This window comes from Burkholderia lata (assembly GCF_902499335.1).
Classification (GTDB): Bacteria; Pseudomonadota; Gammaproteobacteria; order Burkholderiales; family Burkholderiaceae; genus Burkholderia; species Burkholderia lata_B.
In genome coordinates this window covers 106,742-124,375 of record NZ_CABVQK010000019.1, presented here as the reverse complement: position 1 = coordinate 124,375, position 17,634 = coordinate 106,742, and the positions used below count along the sequence as shown (strand labels likewise).

The window sequence follows — 17,634 nt, the reverse complement described above, 5'->3', positions numbered from 1 at the left end:
GTTTCCAGCTAGAACGGCAACGTACCGGGCGGCGCGTTGCGCACGACGGCGAGCGTCGTGCCGATATGGTCTTCGAGCGCGAGTGCCGCGCGTGCATCGGCGCGCCGCATCGCGGCTTCGAACAGGCACGCATGTTCCGCGTGCACGTCGCGCTTCGAATCGCCGAGCCCGATGCACACGCGCCGGTACCGTTCGCTTTGCTGCGACAGCATGCGCAGGATCAGGTAGGTCCACGGCGTCGCGGCCGCCGAGATCAGCGCTTCGTGAAAGCGCCGGTTGCACGCTTCCCACGCGGTCCGGTGCTCGATCGATACCGGCTGCTCCCACGCCGACAGCATCTCGAAGCTCTGCCGCACTCTTTGTTCCCACGCATCGTCGCCGCGCCGCACGGATTCGCGCAGCGCATCGACCTCGATATGGATGCGCAGCCGCGTGATCGCTTCGAGATCGTCGACCGACATCGGCGTGACGCGAAACCCGCGCTGCCCTTCGGCGACGACCAGCGCATCGCTGACGAGCCGCGTGAGCGCCTCGCGCAGCGTGCCCGCTCCGACGCCGTACACGTTCTTCAGGTGCTCGACGCGCAGCTTCGCGCCGGGCGGGTAGTGCCCCTCGATGATGTGCTGGCGAAGCTGGTGGTACGCATGCTCGCTGAGCGTGCGTGCATGCGGCTCGACCGCGTCGTCGGCGGTCGGCTCGATCGCGGGCGGCGTGTCGTCGGGCAGTGCGTCGGCAAACGGGTGGGCGGGCAGGATGGTGTTCATGTCAGGCGTCCTCCTGATCCTGTTTGCGGTTGAGGCGATAGCTGAGCTGCGCGCGCGTCAGCCCGAGCAGGCGGGCGGCGGCCGACAGGTTGCCGTTCGCGCGATCGACGGCCTCGTGCAGCAGCGCGCGCTCGAGGCCGTCGAGCCCGCCGCCGCCCTGCAACTGGTCGAGGATCGTCGCGCAGTCGATCGACAGCGCGGCGGCCGGCTTGATCTGCCCCGCACGGTCGACGGTCGAGCCGCCCGGCAGACCGACGCCGGGGAACAGGTCCTTCGCGTCCACCGGCCGGTTGGGGCGCGACAGGATCACCGCGCGCTCGATCAGGTTCTCGAGCTCGCGCACGTTGCCGGGCCACCGGTAGCCGCGCAGCGCGTCGTACGCATAGTCGGTCAGCGTGGGCGCCGGCTTGCCGTGCAGCGACGCGAAGCGTTCCAGCATTGCGTCGGCGAGCAGCGCGATGTCGTCCTGCCGGTCGCGCAGCGCCGGGATCAGCACCGGGTAGACGTTGATCCGGTAATAGAGGTCGGCGCGGAAGGTGCCGTCGCGCACGGCCTGTTCGAGATCGCGATTGGTCGCCGCGACGACGCGCACATCCACCTTCCTGCCGTCGGTCGCGCCGAGCCGTTCGACCTCGCCTTCCTGAAGCACGCGCAGCAGCTTGGCCTGCACGTCGAGCGGCAATTCGCCGATCTCGTCCAGGAACAGCGTGCCGCCATTCGCACGCTCGAAGCGCCCGGCACGCGCGACCTGCGAGCCCGTGAATGCGCCTTTCTCCGCGCCGAACAGTTCCGATTCGATCAGCGCGTGCGGAATGGCCGCGCAGTTGATCGCGACGAACGGCTTCGCGGCGCGCGGGCTCAGGCTGTGCAGCGCGCGGGCGAAGCGCTCCTTGCCGACGCCCGTCTCGCCCGTGAGCAGCACGGCCACCTTGGTCGGCGCGGCCGTCTCGAGCAGCGCATAGGCGGCGCGAAACGCGTCGGAGCGCCCGACGAGCCGCGTGCGGCCATCGTCGGGCGCGATCTCGAGGCGCAGCGATTCGACCTCGGTCTGCAGGTCGCGGATCGTGTTGATCAGCGAATTGGCCTTGAACCACGACGAGATTTCCTCGGCGTCGGGCCATTCCTCGGCTGGCTTGCCGACGATCGTGCAGTGCGGGTCGTGCATGCCGACGCAGCTCGTTTCCTTGAACAGGATCGTCCGGCCGATGAAGGCGCTCGTATAGCCGGTCGCATAGCCGATCAGCATCCAGCACACCGGCTCGGGCTGCGGCCCGAACGTGCGGCGGTGGACGTCGGCTTCCCATGAATGTTCCCAGCGGTATTCGCAATAGAACGCGCCCGTCGCGGGATCGGCCTCGAAGCGCAACGGCGTGACCTGCACGGCGCCTTCAAGCATGTGCAGCTGCGGGCCGACATGGAACATGTCGAACAGCGACGCGCCGCTGCGGATCTCGCGGGCGAGCGCGGCGTCCCGTTCGCCGGCGGCGAAGCCGACGCGCGTGAAGAAACGCCGCGTCTGCGCCGGCCCGACGCTTTCCATCAGCTCCTGGCGCAGTGTTGCCAGCGCGCCGGCATGGAGCAGCACCATCCGCTGTCCGGCGAGCCAGATGCGGCCGTCGCTCGCCGAAAAATGGATCAGCTTGCGCAGGTCGGTGTCCGGCGGCAAGGGGGGCAGGCTGGGCCGCGTCATGTCTCCTCCGTCGAGATTTCTCGTGATTTTCGAAATTTCCGCTGGCGGCGCCCCAACCCGGGCAGCCATTTGATCATTTCATCAAATGCGTGCCGCCGGGTTGCTCAAATGATGAAGAGGGCCGCCGAATCTGGGGTTCGGCGCAATCGCCCGGGCGCGCTTTCCATTCTGGTTAACCGCCATTGTGGATCGCGAATTCAAACTTCGCGTCAGGGCTTTCCCTGAATTATCGAGATTTTTTGCCGAGCCGGCCGCGCGTGGCACGGATGCTGCATTGAAGGACGGCATGGAGGCGACACCGGACATGAATCCAACCGACACCGATCTTTCCCCGCTCGACCCGGGTCGCAAGTGCGTCCGCGTCACCGGTACGAACACACGCGGCTTCGTCGAATTCGAGTTGTCGATCGGCGGCGCGCCGGAGCTGTGCGTCGAACTGACGTTGCCTCCTGCCGCCTTCGACGCGTTCTGCCGCGAACAGCAGGTCACGCGGCTGGACATCGAAGCGAACCCATGACCTTGAGGAGCAAGAAGTGACCATCGAGCTGAAGACAGTCGACATCAAGCCGCTCCGGCACACCTTTGCGCACGTCGCGCAGAACATCGGCGGCGACAAGACGGCGACGCGCTACCAGGAAGGCATGATGGGCGCGCAGCCCCAGGCGAACTTCCATTACCGGCCGACGTGGGATCCCGATTACGAGATCTTCGATGCGTCGCGCTCGGCGATCCGGATGGCGAACTGGTACGCGCTGAAGGACCCGCGCCAGTTCTACTACGCGTCGTGGGCGACCACGCGGGCGCGCCAGCAGGACACGATGGAAGCGAACTTCGAGTTCGTCGAGTCGCGCCGGATGATCGCCCTGATGCGCGACGACGTCGCCGCGCATGCGCTCGACGTGCTGGTGCCGCTGCGCCACGCGGCCTGGGGCGCGAACATGAACAACGCGCAGGTCTGCGCGCTCGGCTACGGCACCGCGTTCACGGCGCCCGCGATGTTTCACGCGATGGACAACCTCGGGGTTGCGCAATACCTCACACGGCTCGCGCTCGCGATGGCCGAGCCCGACGTGCTCGACACCGCCAAGGCGGCTTGGACCACCGGCGCCGCGTGGCAGCCGCTGCGGCGTTACGTCGAGGACACGCTGGTGGTCGCCGATCCGGTCGAGCTGATCGTCGCGCAGAACCTTGCGCTCGACGGGCTGCTTTACCCGCTCGTGTACGACCGCTTCGTCGATGAACGAATCGCGCTCGCGGGCGGCTCGGCGGTGGCGATGCTGACCGCGTTCATGCCCGAATGGCACACCGAATCGAACCGCTGGATCGATGCCGACGTGAAGACGATGGCTGCCGAATCCGACGACAACCGCGCGCTGCTGGCACGCTGGACGCGCGACTGGTCCGCGCGGGCTGAAGCTGCGCTCGCGCCGGTGGCCGCGCTGGCGCTGCAGGACGACGGCCGCGCGGCGCTCGACGAAGCGCGGGAACAGTTCCATACGCGTGTCGCGAAGCTCGGCATCGCGCTCTGAGCCCGAGCCGCCCATCTTTCATCCAGGAAACCAGCATGTCCAACGTATTCATCGCCTTCCAGGCCAATGAGGAGTCCAGACCGATCGTCGAGGCGATCGTCGCCGACAACCCGCTCGCGGTGGTGGTCGAGTCGCCCGGCATGGTCAAGATCGATTCGCCCGACCGGCTGACGATCCGCCGCGAAACGATCGAGGAACTGACCGGCACGCGCTTCGACCTGCAGCAGCTTCAGGTGAACCTGATCACGCTGTCCGGCCACATCGACGAGGACGACGACCAGTTCACGCTGAGCTGGACGCACTGAACGACGCGCCACGCGCACCGACAACACCGGAGACACGAATGGACACGCCAACGCTCAAGAAAAAACTCGGCCTGAAGGACCGCTACGCGGCGATGACGCGCGGCCTCGGCTGGGAGACGACCTACCAGCCGATGGACAAGGTCTTCCCGTACGACCGCTACGAGGGCATCAAGATCCACGACTGGGACAAGTGGGTCGACCCGTTCCGTTTGACGATGGACGCGTACTGGAAATACCAGGGCGAGAAGGAAAAGAAGCTGTACGCGGTGATCGACGCGTTCACGCAGAACAACGCGTTCCTCGGCGTGACCGATGCGCGCTACATCAACGCGCTGAAGCTGTTCATCCAGGGCGTGACGCCGCTCGAATACCTCGCGCATCGCGGTTTCGCGCACGTCGGCCGGCATTTCACCGGCGAGGGCGCGCGCATCGCGTGCCAGATGCAGTCGATCGACGAATTGCGGCACTACCAGACCGAAACGCACGCGATGTCGACGTACAACAAGTTTTTCAACGGGTTCCATCACTCGAACCACTGGTTCGATCGCGTCTGGTACCTGTCGGTGCCGAAGTCGTTCTTCGAGGATGCGTACTCGTCGGGGCCGTTCGAATTCCTGACCGCCGTGAGCTTCTCGTTCGAATACGTGCTGACGAACCTGCTGTTCGTGCCGTTCATGTCGGGCGCGGCGTACAACGGCGACATGTCGACTGTCACGTTCGGCTTCTCCGCGCAGTCGGACGAATCGCGCCACATGACGCTCGGCATCGAGTGCATCAAGTTCCTGCTCGAGCAGGACCCGGGCAACGTGCCGATCGTGCAGCGCTGGATCGACAAGTGGTTCTGGCGTGGCTACCGGCTGCTGACGCTCGTCGCGATGATGATGGACTACATGCAGCCGAAGCGCGTGATGAGCTGGCGCGAATCGTGGGAGATGTACGCGGAGCAAAACGGCGGCGCGCTGTTCAAGGATCTCGCGCGCTACGGCATTCGCGAGCCGAAGGGCTGGCAGGACGCGTGCGAAGGCAAGGACCACATCAGCCACCAGGCATGGTCGACGTTCTACGGCTTCAACGCGGCGTCCGCATTCCACACGTGGGTGCCGGCCGAGGACGAGATGGCGTGGTTGGCGGCGAAGTACCCCGATTCGTTCGACCGCTACTACCGCCCGCGCTTCGAATACTGGGGCGAGCAGGCGAAGGAAGGCAACCGCTTCTACATGAAGACGCTGCCGATGCTGTGCCAGACCTGCCAGATCCCGATGCTGTTCACCGAGCCCGGCAACCCGCGGAAGATCGGCGCGCGCGAATCGGACTATCTCGGCAACAAGTTCCATTTCTGCAGCGACCACTGCAAGGAAATCTTCGATCACGAGCCGCAGAAGTACGTGCAGGCGTGGCTGCCCGTGCACCAGATCCACCAGGGCAACTGCTTCCCGCCGGGCACGGACCCGAGCGCCGAAGGCTTCGATCCGCTCGCCGCGGTGCTCGACTACTACGCGGTGGGCATGGGCCGCGACAACCTCGATTTCGAAGGCTCGGAAGACCAGAAGAACTTCGCGGCATGGCGTGGCCAGGCCACGAGCAACTGATTGATACGCAACACCTACGCAACCTTGAACGAGACCGGCGCACGCGCACATGCGCGAACGCCGGCCGAAAGGAGACAAGCATGGCCGTCATCGCGCTCAAACCCTACGACTTCCCGATCAAGGACGCGGTCGGGCAGTTTCCGGCACCGCTGCTCTACGTGTGCTGGGAAGACCACCTGATGTTTCCGGCGCCGTTCTGCCTGCCGCTGCCGCCGGACCTGCCGTTCGGCGCGCTCGCGCGCGACGTGCTGCCGCCCGTCTACGGCTACCACCCCGACTTCGCGAAGATCGACTGGGATCGCGTCGAGTGGTTCCGCTCCGGCGAGCCGTGGGCGCCGGACGCGGCGAAGAGCCTGGCCGGCAACGGCCTCGGGCACAAGGACCTGATCAGCTTCCGCACGCCGGGCCTCGACGGCCTCGGCGGCGCGAGCTTCTGACCGCGACGCGGACGGGCGAACCATCATGAGCCACCAACTAACCATCGAGCCGCTGGGCGTCACGATCGAGGTCGAGGAAGGACAGACGATGCTCGACGCGGCGTTGCGCCAGGGCATCTACATTCCGCACGCGTGCTGTCACGGGCTGTGCGGCACCTGCAAGGTTGCGGTGCTCGACGGCGAGACCGACCTCGGCGACGCGAACCCGTTCGCGCTGATGGACTTCGAGCGCGAGGAAGGCAAGGCGCTCGCGTGCTGCGCGACGCTGCAGGCCGACACCGTGATCGAGGCCGATGTCGACGAGGAACCGGACGCCGAGATCATCCCGGTCAAGGATTTCGCGGCGGATGTCACGCGCATCGAGCAACTCACGCCGACCATCAAGTCGATCCGTCTGAAGCTGTCGCAGCCGATCCATTTCCAGGCCGGCCAGTACGTGCAGCTCGAGATTCCGGGGCTCGGGCAGAGCCGCGCGTTCTCGATCGCGAATTCGCCGGCCGACGTGGCCGCGACCGGCGAGATCGAGCTGAACGTGCGGCAGGTGCCGGGCGGGCTCGGCACCGGCTACCTGCACGAGCAGCTGGCGACGGGCGACCGCGTGCGGCTGTCGGGCCCGTACGGCCGCTTCTTCGTGCGCCGCTCGGCCGCGTTGCCGATGATCTTCATGGCCGGCGGATCGGGCCTGTCGAGCCCGCGCTCGATGATCGCGGACCTGCTCGACGGCGGCGTCACCGCGCCGATCACGCTGGTCTACGGCCAGCGCAACGCGAAGGAACTCTATTACCACGACGAATTCCGCGCGCTCGCCGATCGTTACCCGAACTTCACGTACGTGCCGGCGCTGTCAGAAGGCGCGGCGGATGCCGGCGGCGGGGTCGCGCAGGGGTTCGTGCACGACGTCGCGAACGCGCATTTCGACGGCGACTTCTCGGGCCACCAGGCGTACCTGTGTGGGCCGCCCGCGATGATCGACGCGTGCATCACCGCGCTGATGAAGGGCCGCCTGTTCGAGCGCGACATCTATCACGAGAAGTTCATCTCGGCGGCCGACGCGCAACAGACGCGCAGCCCGCTGTTCCGGCGGGTGTGACATGGACGCGGGCCGCGTGTGCGCCACGGTGACGATCGTGCAGACCGACGAGCGCTATGCGTGCGCGTCCGGCGAATCGTTGCTGGCCGGAATGGCGAAGCTCGGTCGGCGCGGCATACCGGTCGGCTGCCTGAACGGCGGGTGCGGCGTGTGCAAGGTGCGCGTGCTGCGTGGCGCCGTGCATCGGCTCGGGCCGGTGAGCCGCGCGCACGTGAGCGCCGACGAGGAGCGCGACGGCTATGCGCTCGCGTGCCGCGTCACGCCGGACGGCGACGTCGAGCTGGAAGTGGCGGGCCGGCTGAAAAAGCCGTTTTTCTGCGGCTCGGCCTGTGCCGGGGCGCCGGTATTCAACAAGTAACCAGGAGGAGACTCACCATGGGTGTGATGCGTATTGGTCATGTCAATCTGAAGGTGATGGACATGGAAGCGGCGCTGCGTCACTACGTGCGCGTGCTCGGCATGCAGGAGACGATGCGCGACGCGGCCGGCAACGTCTACCTGAAATGCTGGGACGAATGGGACCGCTATTCGCTGATCCTGTCGCCGTCCGATCAGGCGGGGCTCAAGCATGCGGCCTACAAGGTCGAGCACGACGCCGATCTCGACGCGTTGCAGCAGCGCATCGAGGCGTACGGCATCCGGACGGAGATGCTGCCCGAAGGCGCGCTGCCGGCGGTGGGCCGCCAGTTGCGCTTCCTGCTGCCGAGCGGGCACGAGCTGCGCCTGTTCGCGAAGAAGGAGCTGGTCGGCACCGCGGTCGGCTCGCTGAATCCTGATCCGTGGCCCGACGACATTCCGGGCTCGGCCGTGCACTGGCTCGACCACTGCCTGCTGATGTGCGAGCTGAACCCGGAAGCCGGCGTGAACCGCGTCGAGGAGAACACGCGCTTCATGGCCGAGTGCCTAGGCTTCCATCTGGCCGAGCAGGTCATGGTCGGCCCGGGCAACACGATCCAGGCCGCGACGTGGATGTTCCGCAGCTCGACGCCGCACGACATCGCGTTCGTCGGCGGCCTGCGCAACGGGCTGCATCACATCGCGTTCTTCCTCGACGACTGGGCCGACGTGCTGAAGTCGGCCGACGTGATGGCGAAGAACAAGGTGAAGATCGACGTCGCGCCGACGCGGCACGGCATCACGCGCGGCACGACCATCTATTTCTTCGATCCGAGCGGCAACCGCAACGAAACCTTCGCGGGGCTCGGCTATCTCGCGCAGCCCGACCGCCCGGTCACGACGTGGACCGAGGAAGAGCTCGGGCGCGGGATCTTCTTCCATTCCGGTGAACTGAACGAAGCGTTCACGACCGTCTACACCTGACCCGCACGGGAGCACAGCGTCATGGCTAGCAACGATTCGACCCGCAGCGTCGTCACACGCACGATCGACTGGCCCGCCGCGTCGCGCGCTGCGCAGGCGGCGGCTGAGGCCGCCGAGCGGCTCGGCGTGCGCGTGAACGTCGCGGTCGTCGATGTGGCCGGCCTGCTCGCGGCATTCGTGCGGATGCCTGGCGCGCCGCTGCATTCGATCGATATCGCGATCGACAAGGCGTACACGGCCGCGAGCTTCGGCTTGCCGACCGGTGCGTGGCACGACGCGCTGGCCGCGCATTCGGCGGCCGTGCGGCAGGGGCTCGTCTTGCGGCCGCGCTTCGTCGCGTTCGGCGGCGGGCTGCCGATCGTCGACGACGGCGCGCTGATCGGCGGCATCGGCGTATCGGGCGGCAGCGAGGCGCAGGACGAAAGCTGTGCCCGCGCGGGCCTCGACGCGGCCGGCTTCGGCGGCGGGTGACGGGCGGCACACGCAACACGGCATGCGGCTCGCGAACGTACTTTGCGAACGTCTCTCGCGAACGTCTTTCGCGGCCGCACCGGATCACGGATTCACGACTATCGGCAACCACATCATGTACGACACGGAACCTCTCGCCGCGACACGCGGCCCCGCCGGCGGGCAGCCGGAACCGCGGCACGTCCGCAACTTCATCGACGGCGACTATCGCGCGGGCGATCGCTGGTTCGACAAGCGCTCGCCGCTCGACAACGCCGTGATCGCGCGCGTGGCGGAAGCGAGCCGCGCGGATGTCGACGCGGCCGTCCACGCGGCGCGCGCAGCGCTGTCAGGGCCGTGGGGCGGCCTGACCGTCGCGCGGCGCGTCGAGATCCTGTATGCGGTGGCCGACGGCATCACGCGCCGCTTCGACGATTTCCTCGAAGCCGAAGTGGCCGACACCGGCAAGCCGGTGAGCCTCGCGAGCCATATCGACATCCCGCGCGGCGCGGCGAACTTCAAGGTGTTCGCCGACGTCGTGAAGAACGTGCCGGGCGAAACCTTCGAGATGGCGACGCCGGACGGCGCGGGCGCACTCAACTACGCGATCCGCCGCCCGGTTGGCGTGGTCGGCGTGATCTGCCCGTGGAACCTGCCGCTGCTGTTGATGACGTGGAAGGTCGGCCCCGCGCTCGCCTGCGGCAACACGGTGGTCGTGAAGCCGTCGGAGGAAACGCCGCAGACGGCCGCGCTGCTCGGCGACGTGATGAACGCGGCCGGTGTGCCGCGCGGCGTCTACAACGTCGTGCACGGCTTCGGGCCCGGCTCGGCCGGCGAATTCCTGACGACCCATCCCGGCGTGAACGCGATCACGTTCACCGGCGAGACGCGCACCGGCGCGGCGATCATGAAGGCGGCGGCCGACGGCGCACGGCCCGTCAGCCTCGAGATGGGCGGCAAGAACGCGGCGATCGTGTTTGCCGACTGCGATTTCGATGCAGCCGTCGAAGGCACGCTGCGCTCGTGCTTCGCGAACGCGGGGCAGGTGTGCCTCGGCACCGAGCGCGTGTATGTCGAGCGTCCGCTGTTCGAGCGCTTCGTCGCCGCGCTGAAGGCCGGCGCCGAACGGCTGCGGCCGGGCCGCCCGGAAGCGGACACGACGGGCATCGGCCCGCTGATCAGCCAGGAGCACCGCGACAAGGTGCTGTCGTACTACCGCCAGGCCGTCGAGCTCGGCGCGACGGTCGTGACGGGCGGCGGCGTGCCCGACATGCCGGACGACCTGTGCGGCGGCGCTTGGGTGCAGCCGACGATCTGGACGGGCCTCGGCGACGATTCGCCGCTCGCGCGCGACGAGATCTTCGGGCCGTGCACGCTCGTGATGCCGTTCGATTCGGAAGCCGAGGTGATCGGCCGAGCGAATGCGAACGTGTACGGGCTGTCGACCGCGATCTGGACCACCAACCTGTCCCGCGCGCATCGCGTCGCCGCGTCGATCGACGTCGGCATCGCATGGGTCAATTCCTGGTTCCTGCGCGACCTGCGCACCGCGTTCGGCGGCGCGAAGCAATCGGGCATCGGCCGCGAAGGCGGCGTGCATTCGCTCGAGTTCTATACGGAACTCCGCAACGTCTGCATCAAGCTCTGACCCACCCCGTTACTGATCGGAAGACTCTTATGGACTCCACGTTGATTACCGCGCTGGGCGACCGGCTGTACGACGCGATGACCTCGCGCACGCCTGTCGCACCGCTGACGTCGCAGCACGAGGACCTGTCGGTCGACGACGCATACCGGATCCAGCAACGCTTCGTGCAGCGCCGCCTGGACGCCGGGGAAACCGTGATCGGCAAGAAGATCGGCGTCACGTCGAAGGCCGTGATGGACATGCTCGGCGTGTACCAGCCCGATTTCGGCTACCTGCTGTCGGGGATGGTGTACGGCGATGGTGCCTGCATCGCGCTCGACACGCTGATCCAGCCGAAGGCGGAAGGCGAGATCGCGTTCGTGCTGAAGCGCGACCTGCTCGGGCCCGGCGTGACGAACGCAATGGTGCTGGCCGCGACCGAATGCCTGATGCCGTGCTTCGAGATCGTCGATTCGCGGATTCGCGACTGGAAGATCCGGATCGGCGACACCGTGGCCGACAACGCATCGTGCGGCGCGTTCGTGCTCGGCGACCAGGCCGTGAGCACGCGCCGCGTCGATCTCGCGACCTGTGGGATGGTGCTCGAGAAAAACGGCGACGTGATCGGCACCGGTGCCGGCGCGGCCGCGCTCGGCTCTCCGGTCAACGCCGTCGCGTGGCTCGCCAATACGCTCGGCCGGCTCGGCATTCCGCTGAAGGCCGGCGAAGTGATCCTGTCCGGCGCGCTCGCCGCGATGGCGCCGGCCGGGCCTGGCGACAACTTCCGCGTGTCGATCGGCGGGATCGGCGCGTGTTCGGTGCGGTTCGCGTGAGCGGCGCCGTTCCCCTTCACTGGCAAACAAGGAATTCCCCATGACCCGAAAGATCCGCTGCGCGCTGATCGGCCCCGGCAACATCGGCACCGACCTGCTCGCCAAACTCATGCGCAGCCCTGTACTCGAACCCGTCTGGATGGTCGGCATCGATCCCGATTCCGACGGCCTGAAGCGCGCGCGCGAACTCGGCCTGAAGACGACTGCAGAGGGCGTCGACGGCCTGCTGCCGCACGTGCAGGGCGACGGCGTGCAGATCGCGTTCGACGCGACGAGCGCGTATGTGCATGCCGAGAACAGCCGCAAGCTCAACGCGCTCGGCGTGCTGATGATCGACCTGACGCCGGCCGCGATCGGCCCGTACTGCGTGCCGCCCGTCAACCTGATGGACCACATCGGCTCCGGCGAGATGAACGTGAACATGGTCACGTGCGGCGGCCAGGCGACGATCCCGATGGTGCGCGCGGTGTCCCGCGTGCAGCCGGTCGCCTACGGCGAGATCGTCGCGACCGTGTCGTCGCGCTCGGTCGGCCCCGGCACGCGCAAGAACATCGACGAATTCACGCGCACGACGGCGGCGGCGGTCGCGCAGGTCGGCGGCGCGAAGGCGGGCAAGGCGATCATCGTGATCAACCCGGCCGATCCGCCGCTGATCATGCGCGACACCGTGCACTGCCTGACCGAGACCGCGCCGGACGAGGCGCGCATCGTCGAATCGGTGCACGCGATGATCGCCGACGTGCAGCGCTACGTGCCCGGCTACCGGCTCGTCAACGGGCCCGTGTTCGACGGCAACCGCGTGTCGATCTACCTCGAAGTCGAAGGCCTCGGCGACTACCTGCCGAAGTACGCGGGCAACCTCGACATCATGACGGCCGCCGCCGCGCGCACCGCAGAGATGTTCGCCGAGGAGCTGCTGGCCGGCCGCCTCGCGCTCCAGCCGGCCGCGCAGGCAGCCTGACGCGCGCTCATCCCACGACCGGACGAACAAGGAAACGGCAATGAACCTCAAAGGCAAGCGAATCACCGTCCACGACATGACGCTGCGTGACGGCATGCACCCGAAGCGTCACCAGATGACGCTCGACCAGATGCGCGCGGTAGCGACCGGGCTCGACGCGGCCGGCGTGCCGCTGATCGAAGTCACGCACGGCGACGGGCTCGGCGGCTCGTCGGTCAACTACGGCTTTCCCGCGCACACCGACGCCGAATACCTCGGCGCGGTGATCCCGCTGCTCAAGCGCGCGAAGGTATCGGCGCTGCTGCTGCCGGGTATCGGCACCGTCGACCATCTGAAGGAGGCGCACGCGCTCGGCGTGCATACGATCCGCGTCGCGACGCACTGCACCGAGGCGGATGTCTCCGAGCAGCACATCGCGATGGCGCGCAAGCTCGACATGGATACCGTCGGCTTCCTGATGATGAGCCACATGAACAGCCCGGAGGGGCTCGTGAAGCAGGCGAAGCTGATGGAGTCGTACGGCGCGAACTGCATCTACATCACCGATTCCGCCGGCTACATGCTGCCCGACGACGTGAAGGCGCGCCTCGGCGCGGTGCGCGACGCGCTGCAGCCCGATACGGAGCTCGGTTTTCACGGCCACCACAACCTCGCGATGGGCGTCGCGAACTCGATCGCCGCGATCGAGGCCGGCGCGAACCGGATCGACGGCGCGGCGGCCGGGCTCGGCGCGGGCGCGGGCAATACGCCGCTCGAAGTGTTCGTCGCCGTGTGCGAGCGGATGGGCATCGAGACGGGGGTCGACGTGTGGAAGATCCAGGACGTCGCGGAGGATCTCGTCGTGCCGATGATGGACTTCCCGATCCGCATCGACCGCGACGCGCTGACGCTCGGCTACGCCGGCGTGTACGGCTCGTTCCTGCTGTTCGCGAAGCGCGCGGGCGACAAGTACGGGATTCCGGCGCGCGACCTGCTCGTCGAGCTCGGCCGGCGCGGGATGGTCGGCGGGCAGGAGGACATGATCGAGGACACCGCGCTGACGCTCGCGAAGGCGCGCGCGGCGCAAGCCAAGCGGGAGGCCGCATGAACCTGACCACCGACATCGTCGAAGCGCTCGCCGAGCATCTCGACGGCTGCATGCGCGACGCGCGCGACACGCCGAAGATCACCGACCGTCATCCGGAGATGGACTGGGACGATGCCTACGCGGTGCAGGACGCGATCCGCCGCCGGCAACTCGGGCGCGGCGCGCGGATCGTCGGCTACAAGGCCGGCCTGACGTCGCACGCGAAGATGCGCCAGATGGGCGTCGATACGCCCGTGTTCGGGTTCCTCACGGATCTCTACGACCTGCCCGACGGCGGCGAGTGCGACACGTCGGCACTGATCCATCCGAAGGTGGAGCCCGAAATCGTGTTCGTGACCAAGGCCGAGCTGAAAGGGCCGGGCTGCCATATCGGCGCGGTGCTTGCCGCGACCGATTTCGTCATCGCCGGCATCGAGGTGATCGACAGCCGCTACCGCGACTTCAAGTTCGACCTGAAGAGCGTGGTGGCCGACAACACGTCGGCCGCGCGCTTCGTCACGGGCGGGCGGCCGCTCGCGGTAGAGGGCGTCGACCTGCGCACGCTCGGCGTCGTGCTCGAGAAGAACGGCCTGCCGGTGGCGTTCGGCGCCGGCGCGGCGGTGCTCGGGCATCCGGCCGCCGCGGTCGCGATGCTCGCGAACCACCTGGGCGCGCGCGGCGAATCGATTCCCGCGGGCAGCGTGATCCTGTCGGGCGGCATCACCGAGGCGGTGGCCGTCGCGGCCGGCGACAGCGTGACGCTGCGCGTGCAGGACGTCGGCTCGATCGGCCTGCGCTTCATCTGAACGGAAAGGAGGCCATCGTGCCGGTTGCTCATCTCTACATCCTCGAAGGCCGCGACGACGACAAGAAGGAACGCCTGATCGCCGAGGTCACGCAGGCCATTCATCGCTCGCTCGAGGCGCCGGTCGAATCGGTGCGCGTGATCATCACCGAGATGCCGAAGGCGCATTTCGGCATCGGCGGGCAGAGCGCGAAACAGCGCGGGCGGTAACACGCAACGTCCCCATGAATCGACTGAAGGAGCGTCATGTCATCCAATCCTGAAATCGGCCGCCGGATCGTCGCCGGCGGTATCGACACGAACTATCACGACGCCGGCGACGGGCCGCCCGTGCTGCTGATCCACGGCTCGGGGCCGGGTGTCACGGCCTATGCGAACTGGCGGCTCACGATGCCCGCGCTCGCACGGCAGTTTCGCGTGATCGCGCCGGACATGGCGGGATTCGGCGAGACCGAGCGTCCGGCCGGGTACCGCTATTCGATGGACCACTGGGTCGATCACGCGCTCGGCCTGCTCGACGCGCTCGACATCGAGCGCGCGCACGTGGTCGGTAATTCGTTCGGCGGCGCGCTGGCGCTGGCACTCGCGATCCGCGCGCCCGGGCGGGTCGGCCGGCTCGTGCTGATGGGCGCGGCCGGTACGCGCTTCACGCTGACCGAAGGGCTCGACGCGGTGTGGGGCTACACGCCGTCGATCGCGAACATGCGCGCGCTGCTGGATATCTTCGCGTTCGATCGCACGCTCGTGAACGACGAACTCGCGAAGCTGCGCTACGACGCGAGCGTGCGGCCCGGTTACCAGGAGGCGTTCGCGAACATGTTTCCGGCGCCGCGCCAGCGCTGGGTCGACGCGCTGGCGAGCGATGAAGCGAAACTGCGCGCGCTGACGCACGACACGCTGATCGTGCATGGGCGCGAGGATCGCGTGATTCCGCTCGACAGTTCGCTGAAGCTGCTCGAGTTGTTGCCGAATGCCCAGCTTCATGTGTTCGGCCGGTGCGGGCACTGGACGCAGATCGAGCACGCAGCACGCTTCAACCAGCTCGTCATCGAACATTTCAGCGCGTAGCCGTAGCAAATCGGCAGGACGTGTTGCCGCCGTGTAGCAAGTGGCGGCAACACAGGTGCTCATGAAAGCACCCATGAAAAAAATCAATTCAGTAGAACGAATATTGGAGACGTCGATGAAACGGAAGTCTGCATTCGGGTTGCGCGCGCTCGCCGCGTGCGCGGGCATCGCATTGAGCACGGGCGCATGGGCGACGGAGGGCGGCGGCGACACGATCGGCGAGGGCGCGGAAGCGTTCTTTGCCGGCGCGCTGCCGCCGGCCGGGTTGTACGCGCTGCTGTACTACACGCATTACCACGCGTCGCGCTTCAACGATTCGCATGGCAACGGCTCGGTGCCCGGCTTCAAGCTCGATGCGGACGTGCTGATTCCGCGCGTGGTCTGGATGTCGAACCTGTCGGTGCTCGGCGGGCGCTACGGCGCGTATGCGGTGCTGCCGATGCAGCACCTCTCGCTCGATGCGGGCGGCGCGTCGTTCGACCGCACCAACCTCGGCGACCTGATCGTCAGCCCCGCGCTGATCGCGTGGGGTTCGGGCGCGTTGCGCACGGTGGCGGCGATCGAGTTCGTGTTCCCGACCGGGCAGTACGACGCGCATTCGGCGCTGAACACCGGCAAGAACTACTACACCGCGCGGCCGGTCTTCGGCGTGTCGTGGTTGCCGAACGACAAGGTCGAGGTGTCCGCGAAGATCACGTACAGCTTCAACTCGCCGAACAACGACACGCACTATCACTCGGGGAACCTGTTTCACGTCGACTATTCGGCCAGCTACGCGGTCACGCCGAAGGCGCGGGTCGGGTTGTCGGGCTATTTCGTCAAGCAGACCACGGACGACATGCAGAACGGGCAGCCGGTCGCGGGCGACGGCTTTCGCGGCCAGACGTTCGCGATCGGGCCGGGGTTTCGCTATCAGTTCAGCAAGATCAGCGTGGAAGCGCGCGTCGTGAAGGAGTTCTTCGTGCGCAACCGGCCGGCCGGGGAGGCCGTGTGGGCGAAGGCCGTCATTCCGTTCTGACCTGACGGCGCGACTCCGGTTGCGCGCGTGACGCCGCCATTGCGGGGCGTCACGCTTTACTGCGTCCTACGTTACCGCGCGAGCGCAGCGAGACGCGGGAACAGCGGCAATGCGTTCGCATGGTTGATCGCGGCGTGCCGATCGGCGCCCAGTGCCGCATACGCATCCTGCGCGTGGGTGAACGACGTGCTGACGGCGGGCGGCGCGTACGGGAAGTCGCTTCCGTACAGCACGCGATCGGGTTGCGCGAACGCGGTGAGGCTCGGCAGCGCGGACGGCGCCGACAGCGCGGTATCGAAGTAGAACGTTCGCAGCAGGTCGAGCAGCCCGTCGCGGTTCGGCACGTCGTTGCGCACGCCCGGCGCGAGTTCGGCAAAGCGGTACGCGGTGTACGGCAGGAAGCCGCCCGCGTGCGACAGGATGATCCGCACGTTCGGGTGCCGCGCGATCACGCCGTTGAGCACGAGCTGGACGGCCGTGCGCGTCGTATCGAACGGGTAGTCGAGCAGCGGGCCGGGCATCCCGGGTATCGCATCGATCGCGGGCTTCGCCGGGTGGATGAACACGACCGCGCGGCGGCGGTCGAGTTCTGCCCAGACGGATTCGAAGGCCGGATCGCCAAGATAGACGCCGCCGTAGTTGCTCAGCAGCACGACGCCGTCGGCTTTCAGCGTGTCGAACGCGTGGTCGATTTCGGCGAGCGTGCCGTCGACGTCGGGCAGCGGCAGCGTCGCAAAGTTGCCGAAGCGGGTCGGCCACTTTGCGACGAGTCCGGCCACGTATTCGTTGACCTGGCGCGCCATGTCGCGCTTGGCCTGGCCGGTCCAGCCCTGGACGCCGGGCGCTGTCAGCGACAGCACGCCGGTCTGGATCTCCAGTGAATCCATGAACGCGATCGCGCTTTCCGGGCTCCAGGTCGGGCTGCTCCAGCCGGACGGGTCGCCGCCGTGGGCGGGCAGCGCGTCGGCCCAGAACGGCGGGACGACATGCTGGTGGACATCGATGCGGTTGCGGTCGGACATGATTCGGCTCCTGTGGAAGTGGGCTGCGGTGCAGCGTCTGACCGTCAGGATGCGCGTGGT

20 protein-coding genes are annotated in these 17,634 nt (G+C 67.5%); 17 read left to right on the top strand and 3 right to left on the bottom strand.

The window, feature by feature from the left end:
* Positions 1-8: 8 nt before the first annotated feature.
* The gene (locus tag BCO18175_RS35605; protein ID WP_174987902.1) at positions 9-764 is read right to left on the bottom strand and encodes a GntR family transcriptional regulator; all 756 of its coding nucleotides are present in this window, start codon (positions 762-764) and stop codon (positions 9-11) included.
* Position 765: 1 nt separating this feature from the next.
* On the bottom strand, positions 766-2,454 hold the full coding sequence (locus BCO18175_RS35600) for a sigma-54-dependent Fis family transcriptional regulator (protein ID WP_174987899.1): 1,689 nt from the start codon (positions 2,452-2,454) through the stop codon (positions 766-768).
* 184 nt (positions 2,455-2,638) lie between these two features.
* Between BCO18175_RS35600 and BCO18175_RS35595 the strand changes: the two genes are divergently transcribed.
* From BCO18175_RS35595 to BCO18175_RS35515, 17 genes are all read left to right on the top strand, one after another.
* Complete coding sequence (locus BCO18175_RS35595; protein WP_254608223.1) at positions 2,639-2,971, top strand: phenol hydroxylase subunit; 333 nt, start codon at positions 2,639-2,641, stop codon at positions 2,969-2,971.
* Between the two features lie 16 nt (positions 2,972-2,987).
* The gene (locus BCO18175_RS35590; protein ID WP_174987886.1) at positions 2,988-3,983 is read left to right on the top strand and encodes a phenol hydroxylase; all 996 of its coding nucleotides are present in this window, start codon (positions 2,988-2,990) and stop codon (positions 3,981-3,983) included.
* Positions 3,984-4,018: 35 nt separating this feature from the next.
* A complete protein-coding gene (locus tag BCO18175_RS35585) occupies positions 4,019-4,288 on the top strand; it encodes an MmoB/DmpM family protein (protein WP_034203030.1) in 270 nt (89 codons plus the stop codon).
* Between the two features lie 38 nt (positions 4,289-4,326).
* A complete protein-coding gene (locus BCO18175_RS35580; RefSeq protein ID WP_174987884.1) occupies positions 4,327-5,877 on the top strand; it encodes an aromatic/alkene/methane monooxygenase hydroxylase/oxygenase subunit alpha in 1,551 nt (516 codons plus the stop codon).
* Positions 5,878-5,957: 80 nt separating this feature from the next.
* Positions 5,958-6,314, top strand: coding sequence for a phenol hydroxylase subunit P4 (locus BCO18175_RS35575; RefSeq protein WP_174987882.1), 357 nt, complete (start codon positions 5,958-5,960; stop codon positions 6,312-6,314).
* 25 nt (positions 6,315-6,339) lie between these two features.
* On the top strand, positions 6,340-7,404 hold the full coding sequence (locus tag BCO18175_RS35570; RefSeq protein ID WP_174987880.1) for an NADH:ubiquinone reductase (Na(+)-transporting) subunit F: 1,065 nt from the start codon (positions 6,340-6,342) through the stop codon (positions 7,402-7,404).
* Between the two features lies 1 nt (position 7,405).
* Positions 7,406-7,762, top strand: coding sequence for a 2Fe-2S iron-sulfur cluster-binding protein (locus tag BCO18175_RS35565; RefSeq protein WP_174987877.1), 357 nt, complete (start codon positions 7,406-7,408; stop codon positions 7,760-7,762).
* A 17-nt stretch (positions 7,763-7,779) separates the two neighbouring features.
* Complete coding sequence (locus BCO18175_RS35560) at positions 7,780-8,724, top strand: catechol 2,3-dioxygenase (RefSeq protein WP_174987874.1); 945 nt, start codon at positions 7,780-7,782, stop codon at positions 8,722-8,724.
* 21 nt (positions 8,725-8,745) lie between these two features.
* Positions 8,746-9,195, top strand: coding sequence for a GlcG/HbpS family heme-binding protein (locus BCO18175_RS35555; protein ID WP_174987871.1), 450 nt, complete (start codon positions 8,746-8,748; stop codon positions 9,193-9,195).
* A gap of 115 nt (positions 9,196-9,310) precedes the next feature.
* On the top strand, positions 9,311-10,822 hold the full coding sequence (locus BCO18175_RS35550; protein WP_174987868.1) for a 2-hydroxymuconic semialdehyde dehydrogenase: 1,512 nt from the start codon (positions 9,311-9,313) through the stop codon (positions 10,820-10,822).
* 29 nt (positions 10,823-10,851) lie between these two features.
* Complete coding sequence (gene dmpE / locus BCO18175_RS35545) at positions 10,852-11,634, top strand: 2-oxopent-4-enoate hydratase (protein ID WP_174987865.1); 783 nt, start codon at positions 10,852-10,854, stop codon at positions 11,632-11,634.
* Between the two features lie 40 nt (positions 11,635-11,674).
* Positions 11,675-12,595, top strand: coding sequence for an acetaldehyde dehydrogenase (acetylating) (locus BCO18175_RS35540; RefSeq protein WP_174987862.1), 921 nt, complete (start codon positions 11,675-11,677; stop codon positions 12,593-12,595).
* 40 nt (positions 12,596-12,635) lie between these two features.
* Positions 12,636-13,682, top strand: a complete 1,047-nt coding sequence (dmpG, locus tag BCO18175_RS35535; RefSeq protein WP_174987859.1) for a 4-hydroxy-2-oxovalerate aldolase — start codon at positions 12,636-12,638, stop codon at positions 13,680-13,682.
* Positions 13,679-14,467: a 2-oxo-3-hexenedioate decarboxylase gene (dmpH, locus tag BCO18175_RS35530; protein WP_174987856.1), complete on the top strand. Its 789-nt coding sequence runs from the start codon at positions 13,679-13,681 to the stop codon at positions 14,465-14,467. Before dmpG ends, dmpH begins: the two co-directional genes overlap by 4 nt.
* A gap of 17 nt (positions 14,468-14,484) precedes the next feature.
* Positions 14,485-14,676: a 2-hydroxymuconate tautomerase gene (locus BCO18175_RS35525; RefSeq protein WP_174929897.1), complete on the top strand. Its 192-nt coding sequence runs from the start codon at positions 14,485-14,487 to the stop codon at positions 14,674-14,676.
* Between the two features lie 36 nt (positions 14,677-14,712).
* The gene (locus tag BCO18175_RS35520; protein WP_174987853.1) at positions 14,713-15,534 is read left to right on the top strand and encodes an alpha/beta fold hydrolase; all 822 of its coding nucleotides are present in this window, start codon (positions 14,713-14,715) and stop codon (positions 15,532-15,534) included.
* 115 nt (positions 15,535-15,649) lie between these two features.
* The gene (locus BCO18175_RS35515; RefSeq protein WP_174987851.1) at positions 15,650-16,552 is read left to right on the top strand and encodes a SphA family protein; all 903 of its coding nucleotides are present in this window, start codon (positions 15,650-15,652) and stop codon (positions 16,550-16,552) included.
* A 71-nt stretch (positions 16,553-16,623) separates the two neighbouring features.
* Here BCO18175_RS35515 and hndA read toward each other — a convergent pair whose 3' ends face one another.
* On the bottom strand, positions 16,624-17,574 hold the full coding sequence (gene hndA, locus BCO18175_RS35510) for a 2-hydroxy-1-naphthoic acid nonoxidative decarboxylase (protein ID WP_174987848.1): 951 nt from the start codon (positions 17,572-17,574) through the stop codon (positions 16,624-16,626).
* Positions 17,575-17,634 lie beyond the last annotated feature (60 nt).